23 protein-coding genes are annotated in these 24,563 nt (G+C 64.2%); 9 read left to right on the top strand and 14 right to left on the bottom strand.

Annotated elements, in window-relative coordinates; translation table 11 throughout:
• Positions 1-210 precede the first annotated feature (210 nt).
• Both F0P97_RS26330 and F0P97_RS26325 read left to right on the top strand, forming a co-directional pair.
• Positions 211-1,386, top strand: a complete 1,176-nt coding sequence (locus F0P97_RS26330; protein WP_232538072.1) for an SGNH/GDSL hydrolase family protein — start codon at positions 211-213, stop codon at positions 1,384-1,386.
• A 35-nt stretch (positions 1,387-1,421) separates the two neighbouring features.
• The gene (locus tag F0P97_RS26325) at positions 1,422-2,093 is read left to right on the top strand and encodes an OmpW/AlkL family protein (protein WP_182284963.1); all 672 of its coding nucleotides are present in this window, start codon (positions 1,422-1,424) and stop codon (positions 2,091-2,093) included.
• Positions 2,094-2,150: 57 nt separating this feature from the next.
• Here the strand turns inward: F0P97_RS26325 and F0P97_RS26320 are convergent, their stop codons facing one another.
• The 10 genes from F0P97_RS26320 to F0P97_RS26275 form a co-directional block, all read right to left on the bottom strand.
• On the bottom strand, positions 2,151-3,317 hold the full coding sequence (locus F0P97_RS26320) for an acyl-CoA dehydrogenase family protein (protein WP_182284962.1): 1,167 nt from the start codon (positions 3,315-3,317) through the stop codon (positions 2,151-2,153).
• 36 nt (positions 3,318-3,353) lie between these two features.
• Positions 3,354-4,235: a hypothetical protein gene (locus tag F0P97_RS26315; RefSeq protein ID WP_182284961.1), complete on the bottom strand. Its 882-nt coding sequence runs from the start codon at positions 4,233-4,235 to the stop codon at positions 3,354-3,356.
• The gene (locus tag F0P97_RS26310; protein WP_182284960.1) at positions 4,228-5,061 is read right to left on the bottom strand and encodes an ABC transporter permease; all 834 of its coding nucleotides are present in this window, start codon (positions 5,059-5,061) and stop codon (positions 4,228-4,230) included. Before F0P97_RS26310 ends, F0P97_RS26315 begins: the two co-directional genes overlap by 8 nt.
• Entirely contained in the window at positions 5,058-5,939 is an 882-nt protein-coding gene (locus F0P97_RS26305; protein WP_182284959.1) for an ABC transporter ATP-binding protein, read from the bottom strand. Before F0P97_RS26305 ends, F0P97_RS26310 begins: the two co-directional genes overlap by 4 nt.
• Complete coding sequence (locus tag F0P97_RS26300) at positions 5,936-6,952, bottom strand: ABC transporter substrate-binding protein (protein ID WP_182284958.1); 1,017 nt, start codon at positions 6,950-6,952, stop codon at positions 5,936-5,938. Before F0P97_RS26300 ends, F0P97_RS26305 begins: the two co-directional genes overlap by 4 nt.
• Before the next feature lie 109 nt (positions 6,953-7,061).
• Complete coding sequence (locus F0P97_RS26295) at positions 7,062-8,060, bottom strand: L-threonylcarbamoyladenylate synthase (protein ID WP_182284957.1); 999 nt, start codon at positions 8,058-8,060, stop codon at positions 7,062-7,064.
• Between the two features lie 193 nt (positions 8,061-8,253).
• Entirely contained in the window at positions 8,254-9,423 is a 1,170-nt protein-coding gene (locus F0P97_RS26290) for a 5-(carboxyamino)imidazole ribonucleotide synthase (RefSeq protein WP_182284956.1), read from the bottom strand.
• A complete protein-coding gene (purE, locus tag F0P97_RS26285; RefSeq protein ID WP_003072555.1) occupies positions 9,420-9,914 on the bottom strand; it encodes a 5-(carboxyamino)imidazole ribonucleotide mutase in 495 nt (164 codons plus the stop codon). The genes F0P97_RS26290 and purE overlap by 4 nt, the downstream gene beginning before the upstream one ends.
• Positions 9,915-10,014: 100 nt before the next feature.
• Positions 10,015-11,427 (bottom strand): hypothetical protein, encoded by a 1,413-nt coding sequence (locus F0P97_RS26280; RefSeq protein WP_182284955.1) that lies wholly within the window; start codon positions 11,425-11,427, stop codon positions 10,015-10,017.
• Positions 11,424-12,401, bottom strand: a complete 978-nt coding sequence (locus F0P97_RS26275) for an ABC transporter ATP-binding protein (protein WP_182284954.1) — start codon at positions 12,399-12,401, stop codon at positions 11,424-11,426. Before F0P97_RS26275 ends, F0P97_RS26280 begins: the two co-directional genes overlap by 4 nt.
• 320 nt (positions 12,402-12,721) lie before the next feature.
• Between F0P97_RS26275 and trxA the strand changes: the two genes are divergently transcribed.
• From trxA to F0P97_RS26260, 3 genes are all read left to right on the top strand, one after another.
• A complete protein-coding gene (trxA, locus tag F0P97_RS26270; protein WP_182284953.1) occupies positions 12,722-13,672 on the top strand; it encodes a thioredoxin in 951 nt (316 codons plus the stop codon).
• Between the two features lie 168 nt (positions 13,673-13,840).
• On the top strand, positions 13,841-14,896 hold the full coding sequence (locus F0P97_RS26265) for a nuclease-related domain-containing protein (RefSeq protein ID WP_182284952.1): 1,056 nt from the start codon (positions 13,841-13,843) through the stop codon (positions 14,894-14,896).
• A gap of 49 nt (positions 14,897-14,945) precedes the next feature.
• On the top strand, positions 14,946-15,434 hold the full coding sequence (locus F0P97_RS26260) for an META domain-containing protein (RefSeq protein ID WP_182284951.1): 489 nt from the start codon (positions 14,946-14,948) through the stop codon (positions 15,432-15,434).
• Positions 15,435-15,437: 3 nt separating this feature from the next.
• Here F0P97_RS26260 and F0P97_RS26255 read toward each other — a convergent pair whose 3' ends face one another.
• From F0P97_RS26255 to F0P97_RS26245, 3 genes are all read right to left on the bottom strand, one after another.
• On the bottom strand, positions 15,438-15,791 hold the full coding sequence (locus F0P97_RS26255) for a ribbon-helix-helix domain-containing protein (protein WP_182284950.1): 354 nt from the start codon (positions 15,789-15,791) through the stop codon (positions 15,438-15,440).
• A gap of 118 nt (positions 15,792-15,909) precedes the next feature.
• Entirely contained in the window at positions 15,910-16,491 is a 582-nt protein-coding gene (locus tag F0P97_RS26250; protein ID WP_003060496.1) for a DJ-1/PfpI family protein, read from the bottom strand.
• A gap of 59 nt (positions 16,492-16,550) precedes the next feature.
• Entirely contained in the window at positions 16,551-17,771 is a 1,221-nt protein-coding gene (locus F0P97_RS26245) for a mechanosensitive ion channel family protein (protein ID WP_182284949.1), read from the bottom strand.
• A 368-nt stretch (positions 17,772-18,139) separates the two neighbouring features.
• Here F0P97_RS26245 and leuS point away from each other — a divergent pair, with 368 nt between their 5' ends.
• From leuS to holA, 3 genes are all read left to right on the top strand, one after another.
• A complete protein-coding gene (gene leuS, locus F0P97_RS26240; protein WP_182284948.1) occupies positions 18,140-20,848 on the top strand; it encodes a leucine--tRNA ligase in 2,709 nt (902 codons plus the stop codon).
• A gap of 151 nt (positions 20,849-20,999) precedes the next feature.
• The gene (gene lptE, locus F0P97_RS26235; RefSeq protein ID WP_182284947.1) at positions 21,000-21,512 is read left to right on the top strand and encodes an LPS assembly lipoprotein LptE; all 513 of its coding nucleotides are present in this window, start codon (positions 21,000-21,002) and stop codon (positions 21,510-21,512) included.
• 128 nt (positions 21,513-21,640) lie between these two features.
• On the top strand, positions 21,641-22,693 hold the full coding sequence (holA, locus tag F0P97_RS26230; RefSeq protein ID WP_182284946.1) for a DNA polymerase III subunit delta: 1,053 nt from the start codon (positions 21,641-21,643) through the stop codon (positions 22,691-22,693).
• A 129-nt stretch (positions 22,694-22,822) separates the two neighbouring features.
• Here the strand turns inward: holA and F0P97_RS26225 are convergent, their stop codons facing one another.
• Complete coding sequence (locus F0P97_RS26225; protein ID WP_182284945.1) at positions 22,823-23,128, bottom strand: hypothetical protein; 306 nt, start codon at positions 23,126-23,128, stop codon at positions 22,823-22,825.
• 107 nt (positions 23,129-23,235) lie between these two features.
• Here F0P97_RS26225 and F0P97_RS26220 point away from each other — a divergent pair, with 107 nt between their 5' ends.
• Positions 23,236-24,516, top strand: a complete 1,281-nt coding sequence (locus tag F0P97_RS26220; RefSeq protein ID WP_182284944.1) for a glutamate-5-semialdehyde dehydrogenase — start codon at positions 23,236-23,238, stop codon at positions 24,514-24,516.
• Positions 24,517-24,563: the final 47 nt, after the last annotated feature.

The raw sequence follows: 24,563 nt of genomic DNA, 5'->3' as shown, positions 1-24,563 counted from the left end.
CTCAATCCCAGTTCTCTGCCAGCCTCGACAAACCGGACCCTGGTCCGGTTTTTTGTTGCGTGACAGCCTGCTGATCAGGTTATTGGGCGTTGGATTTTTGTCCGACCATCGGTAATTGCCCGATAACAACGCGGGGATGAGTGTCGCTAGGATGACGCTGAGGAAAAAAGCACGACCGTGCGATTCACAACACCTCAGGAGAACATCATCTTGGCAAGCAAACTCAAACTCTTGGCGGCTGCAATGGCAACGGTGGGCCTGTTGGCGGCCTGCGGTGGCGGAGGCGGCGCCGATACCACCCCCAAGGCCAAGGTCACCTCGGTCAAGGTCATGGGCGACAGCCTCTCGGACAGCGGCACCTTCGGCTTCAAGTTCACGGTACAGGGCTCGGCGCCCACCGGTGCCGGCTCGACCATGATCTGGCCTGAGCGCATTGCCGACCAGTTCAGCCAGAGCCTGTGCGCACACTTTCGTGCCGGTGACGAGAATCTCACGACTTATCAGGAAGTCGCCACCTGCACCAACTACGCAGTCGGTGGTGGCCGCGTGAACCCGCTGGATGCGCCGACATCGCCCAAGTCGGTTCTGGTTCAGATCCAGGCCGCATCCAAGGCCGGTTTCACTGCTGATGATCTCGTCGTCATCGATGGCGGCGCCAACGATGCAGCCGACGTGATCGGGGCGCTGATTGCCGCGGCCAAGGGCAATTCGCAGCCGCTGAACGCCATGGTGGCCTGGCTGGATTCCAAGGCTCCGGGCACGTCCACGGCCCTGATGACCCAGGCCGGAGGCGATGCCTCCAAGTTTGCCGGCCTGGCGGCGGGTGCCTATCTGCAGACCCTGGCCAAGACTCTGGCCGGCTCCATTGCGCAGAATGTGGTCGCCAAGGGCGCCACGCGTGTGGCCGTGCTGAATGTTCCCGCCATCACCAAGACACCGCGCTTCCAGATGGTCCTGGCCAGCATTGCCCAGGCCGCAGGCGGCGGGGATCAGGGGGCTGCTGCGGCCGCCAAGCAGGAAGCGTCATTCGATGCCCTGGTACAGGTCTTCAACAACCAGCTGGCAGCCAGTCTGGCAGGCCAGTCCCAGGTGGTCGTGGTCGATTTCTACACCGAGTTCAAGAGCCAGATCAGCAACCCGGCTCAGTACGACTTCGACAACGTGAAGGACCCGGTCTGCCCGATCACCGGCGTGGACCAAAGCGGCCTGCCCACCTATACCTTCCCCACCTGCACGGCAGCGGCCTTGAGTGCCACACCCGGCAAATCCAGCCCTGACTGGTGGCAGCACCATGTCTTTGCCGACAGTTTCCATCCCACGCCTTACGGCCATCAGCAAATGAGCCAGCTGGTTTCCCGCTCTCTGGCCCAGAAGGGCTGGCTGTAAATCCGTCCGCACCTCAATAACAAGGAGACAAAACCATGAAAATTTCTGTGCGGATCATTGCAGCCGCTGCTGCGCTGGCGGCCTGCGGTCTGGCCAGCGCCCAATCGGCCGGAAGCTGGATGGCGCGTGTGGGCGTGACCCATCTGGCGCCCGATGTGAGCAGCGGCAATCTGTCGGCGCCATCGTTTCCCAACACCAAGGTCGACGCCGGCAGCAACACCCAGCTGGGCGGCGGAATCACCTATATGGTGACCGACAATCTGGCGCTGGACGTGCCGCTGGCAACGCCCTTCAAGCATGACCTGTCGGGAGCCGGCTCGATTGCCGGCGTGGGCAAGCTGGGTAGCACCAAGGCCGTTCCCGCGACCTTGATGTTGCAGTACCGCTTCAATGAAGCCAATGCTCCATTTCGTCCCTATGTGGGCCTGGGCGTGACCTATGCCCATTTCTATGGCGAGAAGACCACGGCCACGCTCAACGGCCTGACAGGGGGCACCCAGGCGAATCCGACCACCGCCAAGTTGGATGACAAGTTTGGTGCCCTGGCGCAACTGGGCTTTGTCTACCAGTTCAACGAACGCTGGTTCGTGGATGCGTCCTACGCCAAGAGCTTTCTGAAGACCAAGATCCATCTGTCTTCGGGCCAGAGCATCAGCGTCAGGCTCAATCCCGATGTGTTTAACCTGGCCATCGGCTACCGCTTCTGAGGCGGCAAGGCCGAAACATGAAATCCGGGCTGGTCCCGGATTTTTTTGTGTCGCGGCTCAGTTGTAGTGCTGGGCCGAGGGCTCCTCGCCATGCACGGCCCAGCGGCCCAGGGCCTGTAGCTTGTAGTCCAGCGGATCGTGCAGGGTATGGGTGCGCACATTGCGCCAGAAACGGTCGAAGCCGAGGTCGGCATGGGTGCCGCGTGAGCCCACCACATCGAACATTTCCTGGGTCGCGAACAGGGTGCAGCGATGCGCCATGGCCTTGGCTTCGAAGACGGCGATGGCGACCTCGGCGCGTTCCGCTGCGCTCAGCCCAGGGCCGCGCTGCCAGGCTTTTTGCAGCAGCTCTGCGCCGTGATCGGCCATCAGGGCGGCTCCCGAAATCTGGGCCTGCATCTCGCCCATGCGGCGCAGCAGATAGGGGTCGTCGGTGGCGCGCTCCACTGCCGACCCCAGCCAGGGGCGGCCATGTTCGCGCGCATAGTCGCGAGCCTGCCGGCGTGCGCCCTGGGCCACGCCGACAAACAGGTTGACCAGCACCAGTTGGGCCAGGCAGTTGCGCAGCGTATGAAAGGCCGTGACTTCGGCAGTCTCGTCGCGCATGACGGCGCTGGCGGGAAGCTGGACGCGATTGAACTGTACCGAGCCGCTGTCGGTCTGGCGCTGGCCCATGGGGTTCCAGTCGTCCTTGACGGCAATGCCGGGCGAGGCGGTCTCAAGCAGGCCCAGAACGGGCTGCGCATGGCCTGCCACGCTGGCCGATACCGTCAGGTAGTGAGAGCCGCGTGTGCCCGAGCAAAAGCCTTTCAGACCGTCGAGCACATAGCCGCCGGCCGGCTCCGAGCTGCGGGGCAGGGCCTGCAGGCGCGTGTCGCGCGGGTTCAGTGCATTGCCCCACCAGCCGTGCTCGTCGATGGTGCGGCGCAGCCAGAGGCGCTGCTGCTGGCGCGAGCCATAGATCAGCACGGTGGCGACCTGGAGCTGGTGAAACGCCAGCACATGGGCCAGGGCGCTGTCGACTGCGGCCAGGGCCCGGACATGGCGGTAGATGTCGGGCCAGCTCAGCGCATCGCCGCCATGCTCGCGGGGGATCGCCAGGCGCAGCAGGCCGGCATCGCGCAGCAAGGCTTTTTCCGCTGCCGCATGGCCGCCCTGGCGGTCGCGTGCGACGGCGGTTTTTTCCAGGGCGACTAGTACATCGTTGAAGTGACTGGAGAACATGGTGAAGAAGGTGGGTAGCGGAAAAGAGGCGGACGCTCAGTGGCAGATGGCTCCGTCTTCCAGCAAGGAAGCTTCCAGCGCAATCGTGCTGACGCGGTTGTCCTGCGCGCGTTGCAGCAGGCCGCTGCGCTGCCACTGCTGGACAGCCTGCTGCAGCCAGCGGGCCGACTGCGCATCGGCCCTGGCCAGACGGATATGGGCCTGATCCGTGGTGCGAAAGCGGTTGCCGAGACGGGTGTAGAAGCGCCAGCTGTCCTGTTGCAGCAGGCGCGTGATGACATCGGGCGACTCGGCCAGAACATGGCATTTGCCGGCCAGGAAATCGCTGACCGCATGAATGCTGGAGGGCGCGAAAAGAGGCTGCAGGCCCTGGGCCTGCAAGGTGCTGGCAGAGGCCTGACCGATGGCGACGCAGGCCGTTGGTCCAGGGGCGGCCTTCTGCCTCACATGCGGCAGCCAGGAGCTCCAGTGACCGGGAGCATGGCGGCTCCAGAGGGAGGCCTGCTGCTTGAGCACCAGCAGTTGCAGGCTCTGCGGCATATAGCTGCCGCCGGTCTGTCGATCGGCAGCGACCGGGCCGTCCTGTGACGCCACGCCTTCGAGCACCAGGTCGGCATCGCTTGCGGGGGTGATTCTGACGCTGGTGCCCAGTTGCCGGCCCAGCCAGTCCGCCAGGGCCAGGTCGTAGACATCGGGCTCTGGCGGCAGGGGTGCGCCGGGCAGGGAGGGGCGTGCGTAGCTGCGCAGGGCCACATGGAGCATGCCCTGGCGCCGGGCCTGCTGCAGCACCGGGCCTGCAGCCTCCGTGCCGCCGAGATCCGGCAGTGCCGGCCACAGCACGCCAGCGCCGGCGGCAGCGGCTGCCAGCGCAGTGCCGGCCAGGACCAGACGCAGCCAGGATTGCGTGGCGCTACTCATGAAATTCCAGTCCGCTGCGCCAGCGCGTCAGGCGCTTTTCCAGCAAGGCCAGCCCATAGTTGAGAGCCAGGCCCAGAACGGCCAGCAGCACGATGCCGGCGTACATGCTGGGGATCTGGAAGATCTCCTGGGAGTTCAGCGTGAGAAAGCCCAGGCCTGCATGCGAGCCGATCATCTCGGCGGCGACCAGCGCGGTGATGGAATAGGCGCCCGCCAGCCGGATGCCGGTGAAGATGGACGGTGCTGCCGCCGGCAGGATGACCTTGAAGAAGATGAAGCCGCGCGAGGCCCCCATGGACAGCGCCGAATGAATCAGCAGCTTTTCCACCTGCTTGACGCCGCTGATGGAGTTGAGCAGCACCGGCCAGAAGGCGGCCCAGAAGATGATGGCGATCTTGGAGGCCTCGCCGATGCCGAAGAACAGCAGAAAGACCGGAAACAGCGCCAGGGCAGAGACCTGACGGAACAGCTGCAGCAAGGGGTCGACAAAGGCCTCGAAGCGGCGCACCACGCCCATCAGCAGGCCCAGCGCCACGCCTGCCACGACGGCCAGAATCAGCCCTGCCAGCGAGCGCTGCAGGCTGGCCGCCACATGCTTGCCCAACTGGCCGCTCTGCGCCAGCTGGACGATGGCCGCCAGAACTGCGGATGGTGGGCTGAGAAAGGCCGAATTGACCAGTCCCGCGCGCGGCAGGAATTCCCAGATGCCAAAGAACAGCAGCACGCAGGCCGAGCGCTCCAGCCACTGGAGCCCGAGTTGCCGGGAGGAAGGCAGCGATACCGGCTTGCCGGGGCGCCGGGATGGGGAGGCGGCCAGTTGGCTCATATGGCAAATCCTCGCAAGGCCAGGCTGAAATCAGGGGCGGTGGGCAGCAGCGGTGCCAGCGGTTGCTGGCGGTGGCCGCTGGCAAAGGCGACTTCGTCGCGCAGCACATCCCAGGCCTGTTCGCGCAGCTGCACAAAGGCCGGGGCGTGGCGTATCTCGGCGGGGCGCGGACGCGGCAGTGCTATGTCCAGAACGGATTTGATGCGACCGGGGCGGTGCGTCATGACGGCGATGCGGTCCGACAGGTAGATGGCTTCATCGAGGCTGTGGGTGATGAAGACGATGGTGGTCTTGCGCTGTTCCCAGATGCGCAGCAGCTCGGACTGCAGGATTTCGCGTGTCTGGGCATCCAGGGCGGCAAACGGTTCGTCCATCAGCAGCAGGCTGGGCGAATAGGCCAGGGAGCGGGCGATGGCCACGCGCTGACGCATGCCGCCCGAGAGTTCGTGCGGGTAGCGCTGGCCGAAGCCGGCCAGGCCCACCAGGTGCAGAAACTGCTCGGCAGTCTCCCGGCGCTCGCGTTTGGGAATCTTGCGGATCTCCAGCCCGACCTCGATGTTCTCCAGCACGCTGCGCCACGGAAACAGCGCATAGCCCTGGAACACCACGCCCTGCTCGCGGTTGATGCCGCTGGCCGGCTGGCCGTCGATGCTGATGCTGCCGCCGGTCTTGCGCGCCAGCCCGGCGAGCACGTTGAGAAACGTGGACTTGCCGCAGCCCGAGGGCCCGAGGAGGGTGAAGAACTCGCCTTCACGGATATCGAGATTGAAGTCCTCCAGGGCGGCGATCTGCTGCTTGCGGCCGTGCTCGTCGGCAATCGCGAAGTCCATGCGCACATCGCGTGCCCGGATCTTGATGGCGGAGCGGGCCGTGCTCATGTCGCTGCTCCCTTGGCAAAGGGGTTGAACTCGTTGGTGTACACATCCTTGACTGCCACCTTGCCCGGCTGCAGCTTGCCTTCACGCTCCAGCACGTCGATGTAGTACTGGATGGGCGGCTCGGTGATGACCTGGTCGTCCACATAGGCATAGCGCTCCACATGCCTGAGCTCCATGCCCAGACGCTCGGCCGTGTAGCGGCGCGCTTCGTCGGTGTTGGCGTTGACCCAGTTGCCGGCCTTGGCGATGGCGGTGACCACATCGCGCACGGCCTGTGGGTTCTCGCGCGCAAACTTGCCATTGACGCTGTAGGGAGCCATGCCGCCCAGGCCGCGGTCCAGGTCGTAGTCGGTCCACAGGCGCTGCAGCTCGGGGTTGGCCTCGGCACCGCCGGAATGGGGTGGGTGGATGATGGCCAGATCCACATTGCGGCCGATCACGGCCTGTTCGCCCTGGTTGTCGGGAACGACCAGGAAGTTGATCTTGTTGACATCGGCGCCGTGCTCGCGGAAATAGGTCTTGGAGACAAACTCGGCGCAGGCGCCGAAGCTGTTGAAGCCTATGGTCTTGCCTTCCAGATCCCTGGGCGTGCGGATACCCGAATCCTTGCGCACGAAGTACTTCATATGCGGCGCCTCCTGCAGCGTCTTGCTGCCGGCGGCAATCACCTTCATGTCGGCCCCGGCCGCAATGGCCGAAATCACCAGCGGCACCATGCGCGAGCCGAAATGGATGTCGCCCGTGCCGACCAGCGGAATGATCTGGGGGGCGGCAATCTTGCCCACGTAGTTGGGGCGGGTGGAGGTCCCGTCGAAGTAGCCCAGTCTGTCGGCCAGATAGATCAGGTCGAAAGAGGGATTGTCGGGGTAGTTGAAGGGAACGACCTTGCCATTTTGTGCCGTGCGGGTCGTTTCGCTGCTGGCCTGGTTGTCGGAGCGCGAGCAAGCCGCCAAGCCCAGGGATGCAGCACTGATGGACAGAAGCTTGCCAAGCGCGTCGCGACGGGTTCCCATGGTTCTAACCTTTGAAGTTGCTTTGAAGCAAGCAAGGTTAGAGAGGGTTTCTAATAAAGAAAACGAATAAAAATTTGTATCTTTACTTGAAAATCAGCTAAGCGGCCGCTCAGCCCGCAGCCGCCGCACGCTGCAGGCGGTCGCGCACACCTTCCCAGTCGGCGGTGTCGGGCGGGGTTTCGATCCAGATCAGCTTGGCGCCCCAGTCGTCGAAATTGCGCAGCATGCCAAACAGCTCGCGGGCCACGTCGCGCGGCTCGTCGGACATGCGGCGCAGCAGCAGCTGGGCCGTTGTGACATTGAGGGGGCTGCGGTGATAGATGGCAATATTCCTGCCATCCCTGCCCAGGATGTCCAGCGCCGATTGCAGCTGCCTGGCATCCATGAGCCGCACCTTGGCGTTGGGCGCGTAATGCGCCAAGAGCGTTCCCGAGGCACGTGGGGTATCCGCAGTCAGCTCTTCTTTCGAGAGCGGCCGCAGGCCGCAGGCACGCTCGATATCGTCACGTGTGATGGCGCCGGGGCGCAGCAGCACGGGCACGCCCCGCGTGCAGTCGACGATGGTGGATTCAATGCCCACTTCGCAGGCACCGCCATCGAGCACCAGCAGTTCTTCGCCAAACTCGGTGGCCACATGTTCGGCCGTGGTGGGGCTGACGCGGCCGAACTTGTTGGCGCTGGGGGCCGAGACGCCCCAGACCGGCGGATCGAGCTGCTGGCAGGCCTGCAGCACCGCATGGGCCACAGGGTGCGAGGGGCAGCGCAGACCCACGCTGTCCTGGCCGCCGGTCGATGCCCTGGCGGCATGCGGCAGGCGCGGCAGGATCAGGGTCAGCGGGCCGGGCCAGAATGCATCGATCAGTTGCTGGGCAAAGACCGGTACTTCCCTGGCATAGCGGGTGATGGCGGCGGCGTCGGCCACATGCACGATCAGCGGATGGTTGGCCGGGCGGCCCTTGGCGGCAAAGATCTGCGCCACGGCGGCGTCGTTGTCGCTGTCCGCGGCCAGGCCGTAGACCGTCTCGGTGGGCAGGCCCAGCAGCCGGCCTTGCTGCAGCGCAACCGCAGCGGCTTGCACCGAGGCTTCCAGCATTCCATCCAAGATCATTTCAATTCCTCTTTCATGCACTGCGCCGCCGTATGTGCGGTGCTTTTGCGCTTGCAGAGCATCAGCGAAGGACGCCGAGCAAGGGCCGCCCCTTACGCTCAGGGCGTCGTCCCCCTCCCGCGTAGCGAGAGAGGGGCGCCCGGCTAGGGGGAAGCGGCGGGGCCGCCTAGGCAAAGCCGCTCAGGGGGTGTTATCAGAACGCTTCAATGCCCAGGATCTCGGCCGCCTTCAAAGCGGTTTCGCGCGCTTTTTCGGGGCTGGCCGCGGTGATGTTCAAGTGGCCCATCTTGCGGGCCGGCTTGGCATCGACCTTGCCGTACAGATGCAGGTGGGCGCCTGGCAGTGCCAGGACCTGGTCCCAGGCCGGAGCCTGCGCACTGTCGCCGTTCCTGAACCACAGATCGCCCAGCAGGTTGAGCATGACGGTGGCGCTGTGCTGGCGCGGCTGCACCAGGGGCAAATTGGTCATGCAGCGCACTTGCAGCTCGAACTGCGACACATCCATCGCGTTCTGGCTGTAGTGGCCGCTGTTGTGCGGGCGCGGGGCAATCTCGTTGACCACCAGCTGACCGTTGTCCAGCACAAAGAATTCGACGCAGAGCACGCCCACGTAGTCGAGGCCGATAGCTACGGATTTTGCGGCGGCAATCGCTTGCTCTGCCTGCGCTGCGGGCACGTTGCCTTCGTAGACCTCGGTCACGGCCAGAATGCCGTCGCGATGCAGATTGCGCTGCACGGGCAGGTTGACGATGTCGCCATTGCGGCCGCGGGCCACGATGACCGAGCATTCATGCGCCAGCGGCAGCATTTTTTCGAGCACGCAGGCCACCTGCTTGAGCTCGTCCCAGGCCTTGATCAGCTCGTCGCGGGTCTTGACGCGGATCTGGCCCTTGCCGTCATAGCCCATGCGTGCGGTCTTGAGGATGCCGGGCAGCAGTGCGTCGTTGACGGCCGCCAGCTGCTCGGCCGTCTCGATCACTGCGTAGGGGGCGCAGGGCACGCCGCACTTCACGAAGTGGGCTTTTTCGGCAGCGCGGTCCTGGGCGATCGCCACGGCCGAGCCGGCGGGCGATACGGGCAGGCTCTCGGCCAGCTTGTTCAGCGAGCCGGCGGGCACGTTTTCGAATTCGGTGGTCACGGCCGCGCAGAGTCCGGCCAGCTCGGCCAGGCCCTTGGCGTCTTCGTAGCCGGTGCGCACATGCTGGTGGCTGACCAGACCGGCGGGGCTGGTCTCGTCCTTGTCCAGCACGGCGGTGAAATAGCCCATGGCCTGAGCGGCATGGGCGAACATGCGGCCCAGCTGACCGCCGCCCAGCACGCCCAGCGTCGCGCCGGGCAGGATCACATCGGTGTCTTTGCTCATGCGTTCACCGGCAGCGTCATATTGCGGGCCGCTTCGGTCTGCTCGGCGCGGAAGGCTTCGAGCTTTTTGCGCAGCTCGGCATCTTCATTGGCCAGCAGGGCCACGGCAAACAGGGCCGCATTGGCCGCACCGGCATTGCCGATGGCAAAGGTGGCCACGGGCACGCCCTTGGGCATCTGCACGATGGAATGCAGCGAATCCACACCCTGCAGGTGACGGCTGGCCACAGGCACGCCCAGCACCGGCACGGTGGTCTTGGCGGCAATCATGCCGGGCAGGTGGGCAGCACCGCCGGCGCCGGCAATGATGGCCTTGAGGCCTCGGTCGGCCGCAGCTTCGGCGAAGCGGAACATGTCGTCCGGCATGCGGTGGGCCGATACGACCTGTGCTTCAAAAGCGATACCGAATTGCTGGAGGATGGCAACTGCGTGTTGCATGGTGTCCCAGTCGCTGCTGGAACCCATGACCACGCCAACTTGGATGGGGTTCATGTTCTTCAGGGCGCTGCCGCCCGGCCTAGTGGAACCCCTGATTTTACGGTTTCGCTGCATTGCCGGCCGACTGTGGGGCATAGCCGTCCGGGCAAAGCAACTATGACCCCCGGATGTGGGCCGCCGCGTTATCGCGTGCAAAGCCCAGCACGCGGTCCCTGAAGACATGGATGACCCAGGCCAGCGTGACCAGGATCTGCAGGCTCAGAGAAGCCCAGGGCACATAGCTGACCCAGGCGCCGACTTGTTCTATGTCGTCCGGCGAGCTCATCCACATGGCCACCACGGGCTGAACAAACATGGCGCCCGTATGGCCGCCCATGCCATAGGCCAGCAGCGGTGCGGCGATGTTGAGGATCAGCCAGGTGACGACAAACGAGGCCAGGGGGGACTTGAGTCTGCCCGCCAGCAGGGCAAAGCCGGTCAGCAGCAGGCAGTCGCGCAGCAGATGCAGGCACAGATAGAAGGTAAAGCTGTTGAGCTTGCCGCTGATGGCCGCCTCAAGTGACTGGGGGGCGAACAGCAGCAGCAAGGCCATGGCAAAGCCCAGCAGCAGGCTGACCGGCCACAGCGGCAGCGCCTCCAGCGCCTCGCGCCAGCGCTGGCGGCTGGCCGACCATTGCACCTGGCGCCAGGCGCGCAGATGCTGGTCCATATGCTGCAGGGCGACATAGGCGGTGCCGATCAGCGCGATCCAGGCGGTGCTGCTGAAAAATTCGGCAATGCCCAGATTGAGCGAGCCGGCGGCGAAGAATCCCGCCAGTGCCAGGCCCAGAGGCCAGGCCCAGGGCAGCGTGCGTACATCGAGCCGGGTGCACAGCTGGCGCCACAGGGCCAGCAGCCCCAGGCCCAGCACCAGGGTTCCGGCCAGATAGGCAAGGCCCAGGCCGCCCACATTCAGGCCCCACCAGAAGACGGGCTCGACGTCGACGTCCATCATGCCTTTGTAGACATGGTCGATAAAGGGGCCGGGTGCGAAGAACAGGATCAGCAAAGGCAGCAGTGCCGCGCGCCGGCGATTGATGGGCCTGTCCCTCAGTCCCCAGCTCATGAGCACGGAATTCATGGCCCAGGTCTGCAGACCCAGGCCCCAGATCACGGCCAGGCCAATCGTGTGCTGCAGCTTCAGGGGCTCCAGCGCCCAGAAGTGGCTCACACCCGCCACGGCCAGCGCAAACCACAGCACATAGAGCCAGGCAGGCAAGGTGGCGCCCAGCAGCTTGCCCCAGGCCATCTGCCAGGGCGTGAGCACGGACAGGCGTTGCCAGTCCCAGGTGTTCTGGCTGGCTTCCTCGGCCAGGCTGCGCCCGGCCAGCACGCTGCCATAGATGATGGCGGCCAGGTACAGGCCGGCGATGGCGGTCATGCTCAGCATGCCGGGCAGCCCCTTGGCAGAGGACAGGGCGAAGGGCAGGGCCAGGATGAGCAGGCTCAGGCCCAGGCTCCAGGCCAGCAGCGAGGGGCGCCAGTTCAGCCAGAGCTGGCGCTGGAATTCGGGATTGCGTTGGCTCATGCTTGCTCCTGACTTTCGGTATCGCGGGCCTGAGCCGTGCGGGCATAGCGGTCCTGCAGCCGCTCGCGCACCGGGTACAGTGCGGCGACCGGAATGCCGGCCTGCACCAGCTGGGCCAGCCATTGGGCGCGAGCATTGGCGGCGGCCGGCAGCCAGAGCTGGATCGGGCGGCGGCCCGTGGTGTCGAAGTCCTGCACCGAAGTGCTCAGCAGTGCCTGACGCAGGCGGGCCTCAAGGCCTTCGCTTTGCTCCATGGCCACTTCCAGCGCATAGAGCTGGGGCTGCTGACCCACTGCGGCGGGCTGGCCCGGGCCGTGGGCGTTCTGCAGTGCCTCATGGCTTTCGATGCGACCGTCGCGGATGCTCAGGATATGGGTGCAGTACTCGTCCAGCTCGCTGAGGATGTGGCTGGAGACGATCAGCGTCATGCCCTGGGCCTGAAGCTGGCGAAACAGCGTGGAGAGGCTGCTGCGCGCATCGGGATCCAGGCCGCTGGCCGGCTCGTCGAGCAGCAGTACGCCGGGCTGGTGGACGATGGCCTGGCCGATCGCCACGCGCTGGCGCTGGCCGCGCGAGAGCTCGGTCGGGTGGCGGTGCAGCAGCTCCGTCAGGCCCAGCTGGGCGGCCACCTGCCGTACGCGGGCATCCACGTCACCGGGTGCAACGCCCATGGACAGGGCCGAGTACTGCAGGCAGCGCATCACGCTGAGTCGGTCGTACAGGCCATAGAAGTCCGATAGATAGCCCAGGTGGCGGTGCACCTCGCGCGGCTGTTCCTCGACCGACAGGCCTTTGACGCGGATATGGCCAGACAGCGGCTGCTCCAGTCCGGCAATGCAGCGCATCAGTGTGGATTTGCCGGCGCCGTTGGGGCCGACGAGTGCCGTCACGCTGCCCGCAGCGATGGACAGGCTCACGCCGTCAAGGGCGCGGTGGCCCGGATATTCAAACACCAGTTGTGAAACTTCAATCAAGTCTGCGCTCCTTGGTTCGCGAACAATATAGCCCAGGGGCGTGAGGCACCGTGGTGGCGGTCACTCTTTAAACCGTAGCTGCTTGCGCATGCCGTTCATTGATTGTCGACATAAAACACCTTGAATCGACCTTGAAACATGCGCAAGCTGCTCCCATCTGAGTAGCAAAGACCCGCTCCGTTCTGGTCTATGGCTTGCGCTCGCGCATTTGCGTGGAGAATCGCAGCATCGTGCGGTGGGCACTCTGCTGGAGTGGCCGGTTCGCAGACTTTTCAGCGCCGCTGCCCGCGTGGCAGCGCACAAGCAGCATTGGGAATCACATGATTGACGTCACCCTCGAGAATTTTGAAGCCGAAGTCGTAGCCGCCTCCATGGCCGTGCCCGTGCTGGTGGACTTCTGGGCGCCCTGGTGCGGCCCCTGCAAGACGCTGGGCCCGGTGCTGGAGAAGCTGGAAGTCGCTTATGAAGGTCGCTTCAAACTGGTCAAGATCGACTCCGATCAGGAGCAGCAGCTGGCCAGCATGTTCGGCATTCGATCCATCCCGACCTGCGTGCTGATGATCGGCGGCAAGCCCGTGGACGGCTTCATGGGCGCCCAGCCCGAAGGCAAGCTGCGCGAGTTCCTGGACAAGCATCTGCCCTCCGAAGGCGAACTGACGGCCGAGGCCGATGCCGACGAAGCCCAGGCCCTGCTGGAGTCCGGCGACACCCAGGCGGCGCTGCAGAAGCTGGCCGATGCGCTGGCGGCCGACCCGGCCAACGACGATGCGCGCTTTGACTATGTGCGCCTGCTGATCGCCACCGGCAGCTTCGAGGAAGCTGCGGCCCTGCTGGCCGAGCCCATCAAGCGCATTCCCCAGCCGCTGCGCTTCGAAGCGCTGAACCAGTGGCTCAAGGCGCTGGAGTTCGCGGTGCAGGACGACAATGCTGACCTGGCCAAATATGATGCCGCCATCGCCGCCAACAAGCGCGACTTCGACGCCCGCTTTGGCCGGGCGCGCGCCCTGCTGGCACACAGCCAGTGGACCGACGCCATGGACGAACTGCTGGAAATCATCATGCGCGACAAGACCTGGAACGAGCAGGCGGCGCGCAAGCTCATCGTCGGCGTGCTGGAGCTGCTGACCCCGCCCAAGCCCAAGAAGCAGGACGCCGTGCCCGGCAAGACCAGTGGCGGCATCGAGCTGCTGGGCAAGAGCAGCGCCGAGCAGGACGAGGCGACGGCGCTGGTCAACAGCTATCGCCGCAAGCTGAGCATGGCGTTGAATTGAAGGCTCCCCCTGAGGCGCTTGCGCCTTCCCCCTCTCTCTACGCGCTTCGCGCTATGGGAGGGGGACGACAGCTTCGCTGCGCGGTGGCGGGGGCCGCCCAGGCATTGCTCGCTGTCCCTTGCCTTGGGGCACGCCAGTTTTTGCTGCTTGCGTTGAATGAGACTCGCGATGGATCAGATCTTTTCAGTGGCCTTTCAGGGCCTCTTTGTTTATCTGGGGCTGGCGCTGGCATTCGCGGTGCTGGTGGGCGTGCTGCGCTCGCCGCGCTTCAAGGGCTGGCGTGGCGAGCGGGCCGTGCAGGCAGCGATCCGCCGACGGCTCAATCCGCTGATTTATGTGGACATGCACAACGTTACCCTGCCCACGGCGGATGGCGGCAGCACGCAGATCGACCATCTGATCTTCTCGCCCTATGGCCTGTTCGTGCTGGAAACCAAGAACTTCCAGGGCTGGATTTTCGGCACTGAAAAGCAGCGTGAATGGACGCAGCAGATTTTCAGGAAACGCAGCCGCTTCCAGAACCCGCTGCGCCAGAACTACAAGCACATCAAGACATTGCAGTCGCTGCTGGACATTGCGCCCGAGCATCTGCACTCGGTGATCGCCTTTGTGGGCGACTGCGAATTCAAGACCGAGATGCCGGCTCACGTCACGCGCGGCCTTGGTTTTGTCGGCCATATCCAGAGCTTTGCCCAGCCTGTGTGGAGCCCCGAGCAAATGCAGGCGCTGCTGGACAAGCTTGAAGAACTGCGGCTGCAGCCCGGCCGTGCCACCGACAGGCGGCATGTGGCACATGTCCGGCAGTTGCAGGCGGCCAGCAAGGCGCGCAAACCCAGGCTGGAGCCGGTAGCGGAAGCCGCAGCCCAGCTGGTCAAGCCGCCCGCGCCCGAGACCGTGGATATTCTGCTGGAGCCTGTCATGCCGGCGCCGCCTTCGGCCGCAGTCGAGAGGGATCTGTCGGCGCAGGCTCAGCCCACCCGGCCAGCCGTTGCGGCTCCTGCCAGGTTGGTTGACACTGCGGCAGAGGCTGCAGAGCCGGTGCGGCCCGGGCGGGTCGATGCTGTGCCGGTCTGCCCGCAATGCGAATGGCCGCTGCGCAAGTTGCTGATGCAGCGCGGGCCACTGGCGGGGCAGGCCATCTGGCGCTGTACCAATGCGGTGGCCTGCAGCTTTGTGCGCGGTGAACAGATGCTTGCGCAAGTGTCTGAGACTCCTGAAAAATGAGCTGCAAGCGTTTTTTCTGTACGCGTTGAAGGCCGCAAAGGTGTTTGTGATGACTGCTTTCCCGAGCCTGCGCACCTTTCTTCGTCCGGCACTGAGCGCACTCTTGATGTTGGGGAGCCTGGCAGTCGGCGCTACGGATGCAGCGCCCGAAGCGTCCGAGGGCGAAGCCATGGCCGCCGTGCCGGCACCGCTGCTCGATACCTACTGGAAGCTGGTGCAGCTGGGTGACGGCCCGCATGTCAGTGTCTATGACAACCAGCCCGAGCCACATCTGGTGCTGGAGACCGGCAGCGGCCGTTTTCATGGCGCGGGCGGCTGCAATCGCCTGCGCGGCAGCTACGGCCTGGACGGGCGCTGGCTGCGTTTTTCGGTCGTGGGCGGCACCCGCATGGCCTGTGTGCAGGGCATGCGCCGGGAGCAACTGCTGGTGGCAACCCTGGCCCAGGTCAGCAGCTACGCCGTGCAGGGGCAGAAACTGGTGCTCAGCGATGCCGAGGGGCGTGTGCTGCTGCGACTCGAGGCCGTGTATCTGCGCTGAGCCTCAGTGCGTGAGTTGCGGGCTGGAGGACTTGAGTGACGAGGCATTGCCCAGCGAGCGGATCGGTATGCCCATGTCCTGCGGAATCTCGCCCGACAGCTGCAGCGCCAGGTAGCGGGTGCTGCACACGCGCAGAAAAGAGCTGAAGTTGTCCACCGCTCCGCGCTCGGCCAGCAGTTCGTCGTAGAGCTTGGTGCAGAGCTGGGGCACGGTATAGCCGTCTCGCGTGGCAATCTCTTCGAGGACCTGCCAGAACAGGTTTTCCAGCCGGATGCTGGTCGCCACTCCATGCAGCCGGATGGAGCGGGCCCGGTGGGCCCAGAGCTGGGGATCGGCGCTGATAAAGACCTGGCACATGGCGCGACTCTCCAAAACAAAACCGGGCCATGGTGTGGCCCGGTGACTGCGGCGTCAAGAGGAGAACTCTTGAATTGATAGCTTTCTGCGCTTGATGGGAAAGCGCTGGAGGCCGATTTCAGTGTGAAATCTTCGTGCCCAGCAGCGCGAGAAACTGGGCGATCCAGGCCGGATGGGCAGGCCAGGCCGGGGCGCTGACCAGATTGCCTTCGGTATGGGCCTGGTCGACGGGAATATCGGCATAGCTGCCTCCGGCCAGTTCCACCTCGGCGCGGCAGGCGGGGTAGGCCGAGCAGGTGCGGCCCTTGAGCACGCCGGCCCCGGCCAGCAACTGCGCGCCGTGGCAGACGGCGGCCACGGGCTTGTTGGTGTCGAAGAAGTGACGTACGGCCGCGCGCACGCTTTCATAGCCGCGCAGATACTCGGGGCCGCGGCCGCCGGGGATGACCAGCGCGTCGTACTGCTCGGGCTTTACATCGGCAAACGTGGCGTTGAGCGTGAAGTTGTGGCCGGGCTTTTCGCTATAGGTCTGTGCGCCTTCAAAGTCGTGGATGGCGGTCTTGATCTGGTCGCCGGCCTTTTTGTCCGGGCAGACCGCGTGCACGGTATGGCCCACGGCCAGCAGTGCCTGGAACGGGACCATGGTTTCATAGTCCTCGCAGTAGTCGCCGCAAATCATCAAAATCTTCTTGCCTGCCATGGTCTGTCTCCTTGTGGTTGGGTCAGGCCATTGTGGGCAGTCAGGGCGCGCTGTAGGTATTAACGGGCTACTACATCGGGGCGGGCGGGCGGATAGTGGGTGCCGTAGTCCGACGAGCGCTGGTACAGCGTCAGCCCGAACTGCGGCAGCACGCCGATCAGATGGTCGAAGATTTCGCCCTGTATGCCTTCGTACTCCACCCAGACGGTGGTGTTGGTGTAGCAGAACAGCTGCAGCGGCAGTCCCGTGGGCGATGTCTCCATGGTGCGCACCATGAGGAACATGCCCGGGCCTTTGCCAATGCGCGGATGGCCCATCAGATAGGCGTAGGCATAGGCCTTGAAGGCAGCCAGATTCGTCACCTGGTGTGCAGCGATGGCCTGGGTTGGCATGGCGGCCTCGGCCGCGCCGGGCATGGCCTGCAGGCCGTCGCGCTCGCTCCAGTAGGGTTGCAGCAGTGCGATATGGCCCATGCCTGCGCGTTCCTCGGGCGAGAGCAGATGCACGGTGTTGGCATCCAGGTTCAGCGAGCGCATGATGCGCCGTCCGCCCGAGTCGAACATGCCGCGCCAGTTCTTGAAGCTGTCCGTCATCAACCGCCAGGTGGGAATGGTGGTGATGGTCTTGTCCCAGTTCTGCACTTTGACGGTATTGAGCGCGATATCGGTCACAAAGCCGTCGGCGCCGACCTGGGGCATCTCTATCCAATCGCCCACGCGCAGCATGTCGTTGCTGCCGAGCTGAACGCCCGCGACAAAGGAGAGGATGGTGTCCTTGAAGACCAGCATCAGCACGGCCGACATGGCGCCCAGGCCCGAGAGCAGCAGCAGCGGCGAGCGGTCCATCAGCGTGGCCACGATGAGCACCACGGCAAAGCTGCAGACCAGCAGCTTGCCCAGCTGCACATAGCTTTTGATGGAGTGGGTCTGAACGGCGGCCTTGCGTGCCTCGTCGCGTTCATGGGCCTCGTTCATGGCGTTGAGCAGATCGCACAGCGCCCGCGCCAGGTGGTAGAGCGTGAAGGCCACCGCCACATTGGTGATCAGCGTGGTCCAGCGCGGCTCCAGATGGGGTACGCCCTGCACGCCGAATTGCACGATCAGCGAGGGCGCGACCTTGGCCAGGCGGCGCAGCACCTTGTCGTGCATGAGGATCTGGGCCCAGCCTGTCCTGAGGGTGTCGCGCATACGGCGAAAGACCTTGAGCCCCAGCCACTGGGTCAGCCAGCCGGCCACGAGGGCGGTCAGGGCCAGGACGCAGAGCGAGGCCAGCATTTGCATGGCGGGGTTCCAGTCAGAAACAAAAGACCAGCGGGAAAGCAAGAGCAGCTCCTCAGAAGAATGGACCGGGGCAGGAGCGCAAGTCTGGCAACTTCGGGCAGAAGGCAGGCGATGGCGTCGGGCACGGAAACAGGCCAGTCAGATTGCCAGCCGTGCAAAAAGTTCAGCAATTTGTGAACAACCACTAGCTTACGCAAAGCCGTATTTCCCAGCGTGGCGTGCAGGAAGGCCGCAGGGATGGCGCAGCGGGTTCTGCGGTCATGCAGGGCTAAAACGGCGCAAGCGGTCGGGCAGCCTAAAATCCCTGCTGATTTCAGATTTCTACCTTGCCGGGTCCCAAGTGGGGCTGGCGGCCACTGCACTGCACCATGCAAGAAAAATTCAACCACATCGAGGTCGAGCGCGCCGCGCAGGACCACTGGCAAGCCAAGGACGCCTACCGCGTCAGTGAAGACGGCAGCAAGCCCAAGTACTACGCCTGCTCCATGCTGCCCTACCCCAGCGGCAAGCTGCACATGGGCCATGTGCGCAACTACACCATCAACGACATGCTCACGCGCCAGCTGCGCATGAAGGGCTACAACGTCCTCATGCCCATGGGCTGGGATGCCTTCGGCCTGCCAGCTGAGAACGCTGCGCTGAAGAACAAGGTGCCGCCTGCCAAGTGGACGTACGAGAACATCGCGTACATGAAGAAGCAGATGCAGGCCATGGGCCTGGCCATCGACTGGAGCCGCGAGGTCGCCACCTGTGACCCCGAGTACTACAAGTGGAACCAGTGGCTGTTCCTCAAGATGCTGGAAAAAGGCATTGCCTACCGCAAGACGCAGGTGGTGAACTGGGACCCGGTGGATCAGACCGTGCTGGCCAACGAGCAGGTCATCGACGGCCGCGGCTGGCGTACCGGCGCGCTGGTGGAAAAGCGCGAGATTCCAGGCTACTACCTGGGCATCACCCATTACGCGCAGGAGCTGCTGGACCATGTGCAGGTCGGCAACGAGAAGGCCACATTGAATGGCTGGCCCGACAAGGTGCGCCTGATGCAGGAGAACTGGATCGGCAAGTCCGCCGGCGTGCGCTTTGCGTTCACGCATGAGGTCAAGAACGCTGCAGGCGAACTGATTGGCGATGGCAAGATGTATGTCTTCACCACGCGTGCCGACACCATCATGGGCGTGACCTTCTGCGCGGTTGCCCCCGAGCACCCGCTGGCGCTGCACGCTGCGGCCGCCAGCCCCGAGCTGGCAGCCTTCATCGAGGAGTGCAAAAAGGGCGGTACGACCGAGGCCGAGCTGGCCGTCAAGGAAAAGGAAGGCAAGCCCACGGGCCTGTTCGTCACCCACCCCATCACCGGCGCGCAGGTCGAAGTCTGGATCGGCAACTATGTGCTGATGAGCTATGGCGACGGCGCCGTGATGGGTGTTCCCGCCCACGACGAGCGCGACTTCGCCTTTGCCAACAAGTACGGTCTGCCCATCAAGCAGGTGGTCGCCGTGGAAGGCCAGGCCGCTTATGACGACAAGCAGTGGAGCGACTGGTATGGCGACAAGGAGCGCGGCGTACTGATCAACTCCGGCGACCTCGACGGCCTGAACCACAAGGATGCGGTGCAGGCCGTGGCCAAGATTGTGGGCGACAAGGGCCTGGGCGAGCTCAAGACGACCTGGCGTCTGCGCGACTGGGGCATCAGCCGTCAGCGCTACTGGGGCACCCCCATTCCCATCATTCATTGCGTCGATTGCGGTCCTCAGCCCGTGCCCGAGAAGGACCTGCCCGTGGTCCTGCCCCAGGATCTGGTGCCCGATGGCTCCGGCAATCCGCTGGTCAAGTCCGAGGCCTTCCATGCCGGCGTGGTCTGCCCCTGCTGCGGCAAGCCTGCCCGCCGTGAAACCGACACCATGGACACCTTTGTGGATTCGTCCTGGTACTTCATGCGCTACTGCGACGCCAAGAACAGCGAGCAGATGGTGGCCGACGGCGCCGATTACTGGATGCCCATGGACCAGTACATCGGCGGCGTGGAGCACGCCATCCTGCACCTGCTGTATGCGCGCTTCTGGACCAAGGTCATGCGCGACCTGGGTCTGGTCAAGATCGACGAGCCCTTCACCAAGCTGCTGACCCAGGGCATGGTGCTCAACCATATCTACAGCCGTCGCACGGCCAAGGGCGCCAAGGAATACTTCTGGCCCAAGGATGTGGAGCATGTGTTCGACGAGTCCGGCAAGATCATCGGCGCCAAGCTGAAGATCGAAGTGGACAGCGCCGACGGCCTGCTGCCCGTGGGCACCGCCATCGACTACGAGGGCGTAGGCACCATGTCCAAGTCCAAGAACAACGGCGTGGACCCTCAGGACCTGATCGAGAAGTACGGCGCCGACACCGCACGTCTGTACACCATGTTCACCTCGCCCCCCGAGCTGACGCTGGAGTGGAACGACGCCGCCGTGGAAGGCAGCTATCGTTTCCTGCGCCGCGTCTACAACTTCGGCAGCAAGCTGACAGCCATGGACATGGCTTCCGCCGTGCAGGGCGTGGCCGGTGCCAAGTCGCTGGACGATGTGGAATTCGGCAAGGCAGCCAAGGCCCTGCGTCTGGAAATCCACAACGTTCTCAAGCAGGTCGAGTACGACTACTCGCGCATGCAGTACAACACCGTGGTTTCCGGCGCGATGAAGATGATCAATGCGCTGGAAGACTTCAAGGCCCTGGATGACGCCGGTGCCAAGGTGGCGCTGATCGAAGGCTTCGGCATTCTGCTGCGCGTGCTCTACCCTGCAACCCCCCACCTGGCGCATGTGCTGTGGAGCGAGCTGGGCTATGCCAACCACCTGGGCGATCTGCTCGATGCTCCCTGGCCGCAGGTCGATCCCAAGGCCCTGGTGCAGGACGAGATCTCGCTGGTGCTGCAGGTCAACGGCAAGCTGCGCGGTGCGATCCTGGTGTCCGCCACCGCCGACAAGGCTGCCATCGAGGCGGCCGCGCTGGCCAATGAGGAGTACCAGAAGTTTGCCGAAGGCCGTGCACCCAAGAAGATCATCGTGGTGCCGGGCCGCCTGGTGAATATTGTTGTGTAAATGACTCCCCCTGAGGCGCTTCGCGCCTTCCCCCCAGGGGGACGATAGCCTCGCTGCGGGGCTGCCCTTGCTTGCTATCCCTGGCGCAAGAGGCGGTGCTCGCAGCAGGGCGGCGAATTCGCTGCTCGGGTTGAAGATAAAAGGACAGTTGATGCAAAAACGTACGCTGCTGGCCGCCATGGCCTTGACGCCTTTGCTGGGGGCTTGCGGCTTTCGCCTGCGCGGAGCGCCTAATTTTGTGTTTCGCTCCATCTATGTGCAGGCGGGGCGCGGTGCGCCCGTGGGCACTTTGCTGCGTCGCAGTCTGGAATCGAGCAGCGACCAACTGAGCGTGGTCAAGGACCCGGCTTCGCCCGATACCGCCGAAGTGATCTGCCAGATCATCAGCGAGCAGGCCCAGCGCGTGATCATCGGCTCCAACGTGGCCGGTCAGGTGCGTGAAATCGAGCTGCGCCTGATAGTGCGCTTCTCGCTGCGTACCCCCGGCGGCGATGAGCTGATCGAGCCGGTCGAGATTCGCCAGATCCGCAACGTGACCTATAACGAAACCAACGCCTTGTCCAAGGCAGTAGAAGAAGAAATGCTGAACAAGGATATGCGCAACGACATCGTGCAGCAGATCATTCGCCGTCTGGCCGCAGTCAAGAGCATGCAAGTGTCTTGAACCCTCTCTGAGTTGCTGAGCGGCTCCACCCGGGCCTGCGAGTTGTCAGTGCTGGTTCGGTAAATTTGATAGCTTCTGACGCTTGATCTCAGGGCGTTTCAGATGCTTTTTATAGAAAATTCTTCTCCATGCAGCTTGCGCTGAATCAGCTTCTCTCCCATCTGGCCAAGGGCTTGCGCTCGCTCTATGTGCTGCATGGCGACGAGCCCTTGCAGCAGCAGGAAGCGGCCGACGCGATTCGTGCAGCGGCGCGTGCTCAGGGCTATACCGAGCGCAGCAGCTATACCGTCATGGGCGCTCACTTTGACTGGAGTGGCGTGCTGGCGGCCGGCGGCAGCCTGAGCCTGTTTGCGGATAAGCAGATTCTGGAAATTCGCATTCCTAGCGGCAAACCCGGCAAGGATGGCAGTGCTGCGCTGCAGCAGCTGGCCAGCAGCGCCCAGGGCAACGACAGCACGCTGACCCTGATCAGTCTGCCGCGCCTGGACAAGGCCACCAAGACCGGGGCCTGGTTTGCGGCGCTGGACGGCAATGGCGTCTCCATCCAGGTCGACCCGGTGGAGCGTGGCGCGCTGCCGCACTGGATTGCCCAGCGGCTGGCGCTGCAGAACCAGCGTGTGGCCGCAGGTGAAGAGGGCCAGCGCACGCTGCAGTTCTTTGCCGACCGCGTGGAAGGCAATCTGCTGGCCGCGCACCAGGAAATCCAGAAGCTGGCCCTGCTGCACCCCGAGGGCGAGCTGAGCCTGGCACAGGTGGAGCAGGCGGTGCTCAATGTGGCACGCTATGACGTGTTCAAGCTGTCCGAGGCCGTACTCTCGGGGCAGGTGGCGCGCAGCATGCGCATGCTCGACGGCCTGCAGGCCGAAGGCGAGGCCGAGGTGCTGGTGCATTGGGCGCTGGCCGAGGACATTCGCAACATCAAGCGCGTGAAGGATGCCATGGCGGGCGGCAAGCCTCTGCCCATGGCGCTGCGCGAAAACCGCATCTGGGGCCCCAAGGAGAGGCTGATGGAGCGGCTGCTCCCACGTGTCAGCGATGCACGCGCAGCCGAGCTGCTGCAGGCTGCCCATGCCGTGGACGGCATTGTCAAAGGCCTGCCCAGCGCGGGCTGGCCACGCGACAGCTGGCAGGCCCTGCATCAGCTGGCCATGCAGCTGGCGACAATAGGGAACACCCCCTGAGGCGCAACGCGCCATCTCCCCTCTCTTTTCGGGAGGGGTACGACACCTTTGTTGCGGCGCGGCCGGCGCAGGCCCTTCCTCAGTGTCCCTCGCGCTAGAGCTGAGTCGGTTTTTGGCGTTGTGCTCGGCTCAGTGCACCTTCTCCAGTTGTATCTGCGCCTTGTCCGCCCAGGCGCGGAGGTTGTCCAGCAGGTCCTTCTGGCTGAAGGAGCAGCTTTCCTCGGTGAACAGCGCGCTGGATTCGAGCCGGTCCAGCAGATTGAGCAGCACCTCACCATAGCGTGGCGGCAGTGCCTCAAGCAGTGTGGTCGCGGCGCGTACCTGCTGGCCTAGGGCGCTGGCGCTGATCTGCGAATGGGCAAGCTGCTCGAATCCGCTGCGCAGCTGCTGGAGCTGGCGGGCGCTTTCCTGCAGCGCTGTGGTGTTGTGGCTCATAAGTCTCCTTGTGATTCAGAGGCCGAGTGTAGGTGTCAGCAGGGCCATAAACCCCCTCATGGTCGGGCTTGTCTGCGCAACTTGCTTATCTCGGCGAAAATCACGCTATGAACGCGCTCAATACCGTCGAATACATGCACAACCTCGGTGTACAGGCAAAAGCCGCCTCTGCACTGATGGCGCGTGCGTCTGCAGCTACTAAAAACAAAGCACTCAAGGCGCTGGCCCGTCTGCTGCGCGAGAACGTCGAGCCGCTGCAGATCGACAATGCCCGCGATCTGGAGCGTGCCGTGGCCAATGGTCTGTCGGCCCCCATGGTCGACAGACTGCGTCTGACGCCCAAGGTGCTGGAGACCTGTGCAGAAGGTTGCGAGCAACTGGCTGCCATGCCCGATGTGATTGGCGAGATCAGCGGCCTCAAGCAAATGCCCAGCGGTATTCGCGTGGGCCAGATGCGTGTGCCCCTGGGCGTGTTCGGCATGATTTATGAAAGCCGCCCGAATGTGACCATCGAAGCGGCCAGCCTCTCGATCAAGAGCGGCAACGCCTGCATCTTGCGCGGCGGCTCGGAGGCGATTGACTCCAACAAGGCGCTGGCCAGGCTGGTGGCCCAGGCGCTGGCCGAGGCAGGCCTGCCTGAAGACGGCGTCAAGCTGGTGGAGACCACCGACCGTGACGCCGTGGGCCAGCTCATCGCCATGCCCGACTATGTGGACGTCATCATCCCCCGTGGCGGCAAGGGCCTGATCGAGCGTATCAGCCGCGAGGCCAAGGTGCCCGTCATCAAGCATCTGGATGGCAATTGCCACACCTATGTGGATGATCCCTGCGACATCGCCATGGCCGTGAAGGTGGCCGACAACGCCAAGACCAACAAGTACAGCCCCTGCAACGCCAGCGAAAGCCTGCTGGTGGCACGTGCCGTGGCTGCAGACTTCCTGCCCAGAATCGGTGCCGTCTATGCGGCCAAGGGGGTGGAGATGCGTTGCGATGCCGAGGCACTGGCCATTTTGCAGACCGTCAAGGATGCCAAGCTGGCCCAGGCGGTGGAGCAGGACTGGTACGAGGAATATCTGGCTCCCATCATCAGCGTGAAGCTGGTGGACGGCGTGGACGAGGCCATCGCCCACATCAACAAGTACTCCAGCCACCATACGGAGTCGATTCTGACGACCAATCACCTGCACGCACAGAAATTCCTGCGCGAGGTCGATTCGGCCAGCGTCATGGTCAATACCAGCACCCGCTTTGCCGATGGCTTCGAGTTCGGACTGGGCGCCGAGATCGGCATCAGCACCGACAAGTTCCATGCGCGTGGGCCGGTGGGCATCGAGGGCCTGACTTCGCTCAAATACGTGGTCTTGGGCGACGGCGAAGTCCGTTCCTGAAGTTCGTCTGCCGCAGAAGCCGCAGGCGCGGACTTTTTCCGGATATG

Origin of the sequence: Comamonas testosteroni (genome assembly GCF_014076415.1) — a bacterium.
GTDB lineage: Bacteria > Pseudomonadota > Gammaproteobacteria > Burkholderiales > Burkholderiaceae_C > Comamonas > Comamonas testosteroni_F.
This window is presented reverse-complemented; position numbering and strand designations above follow the sequence as displayed.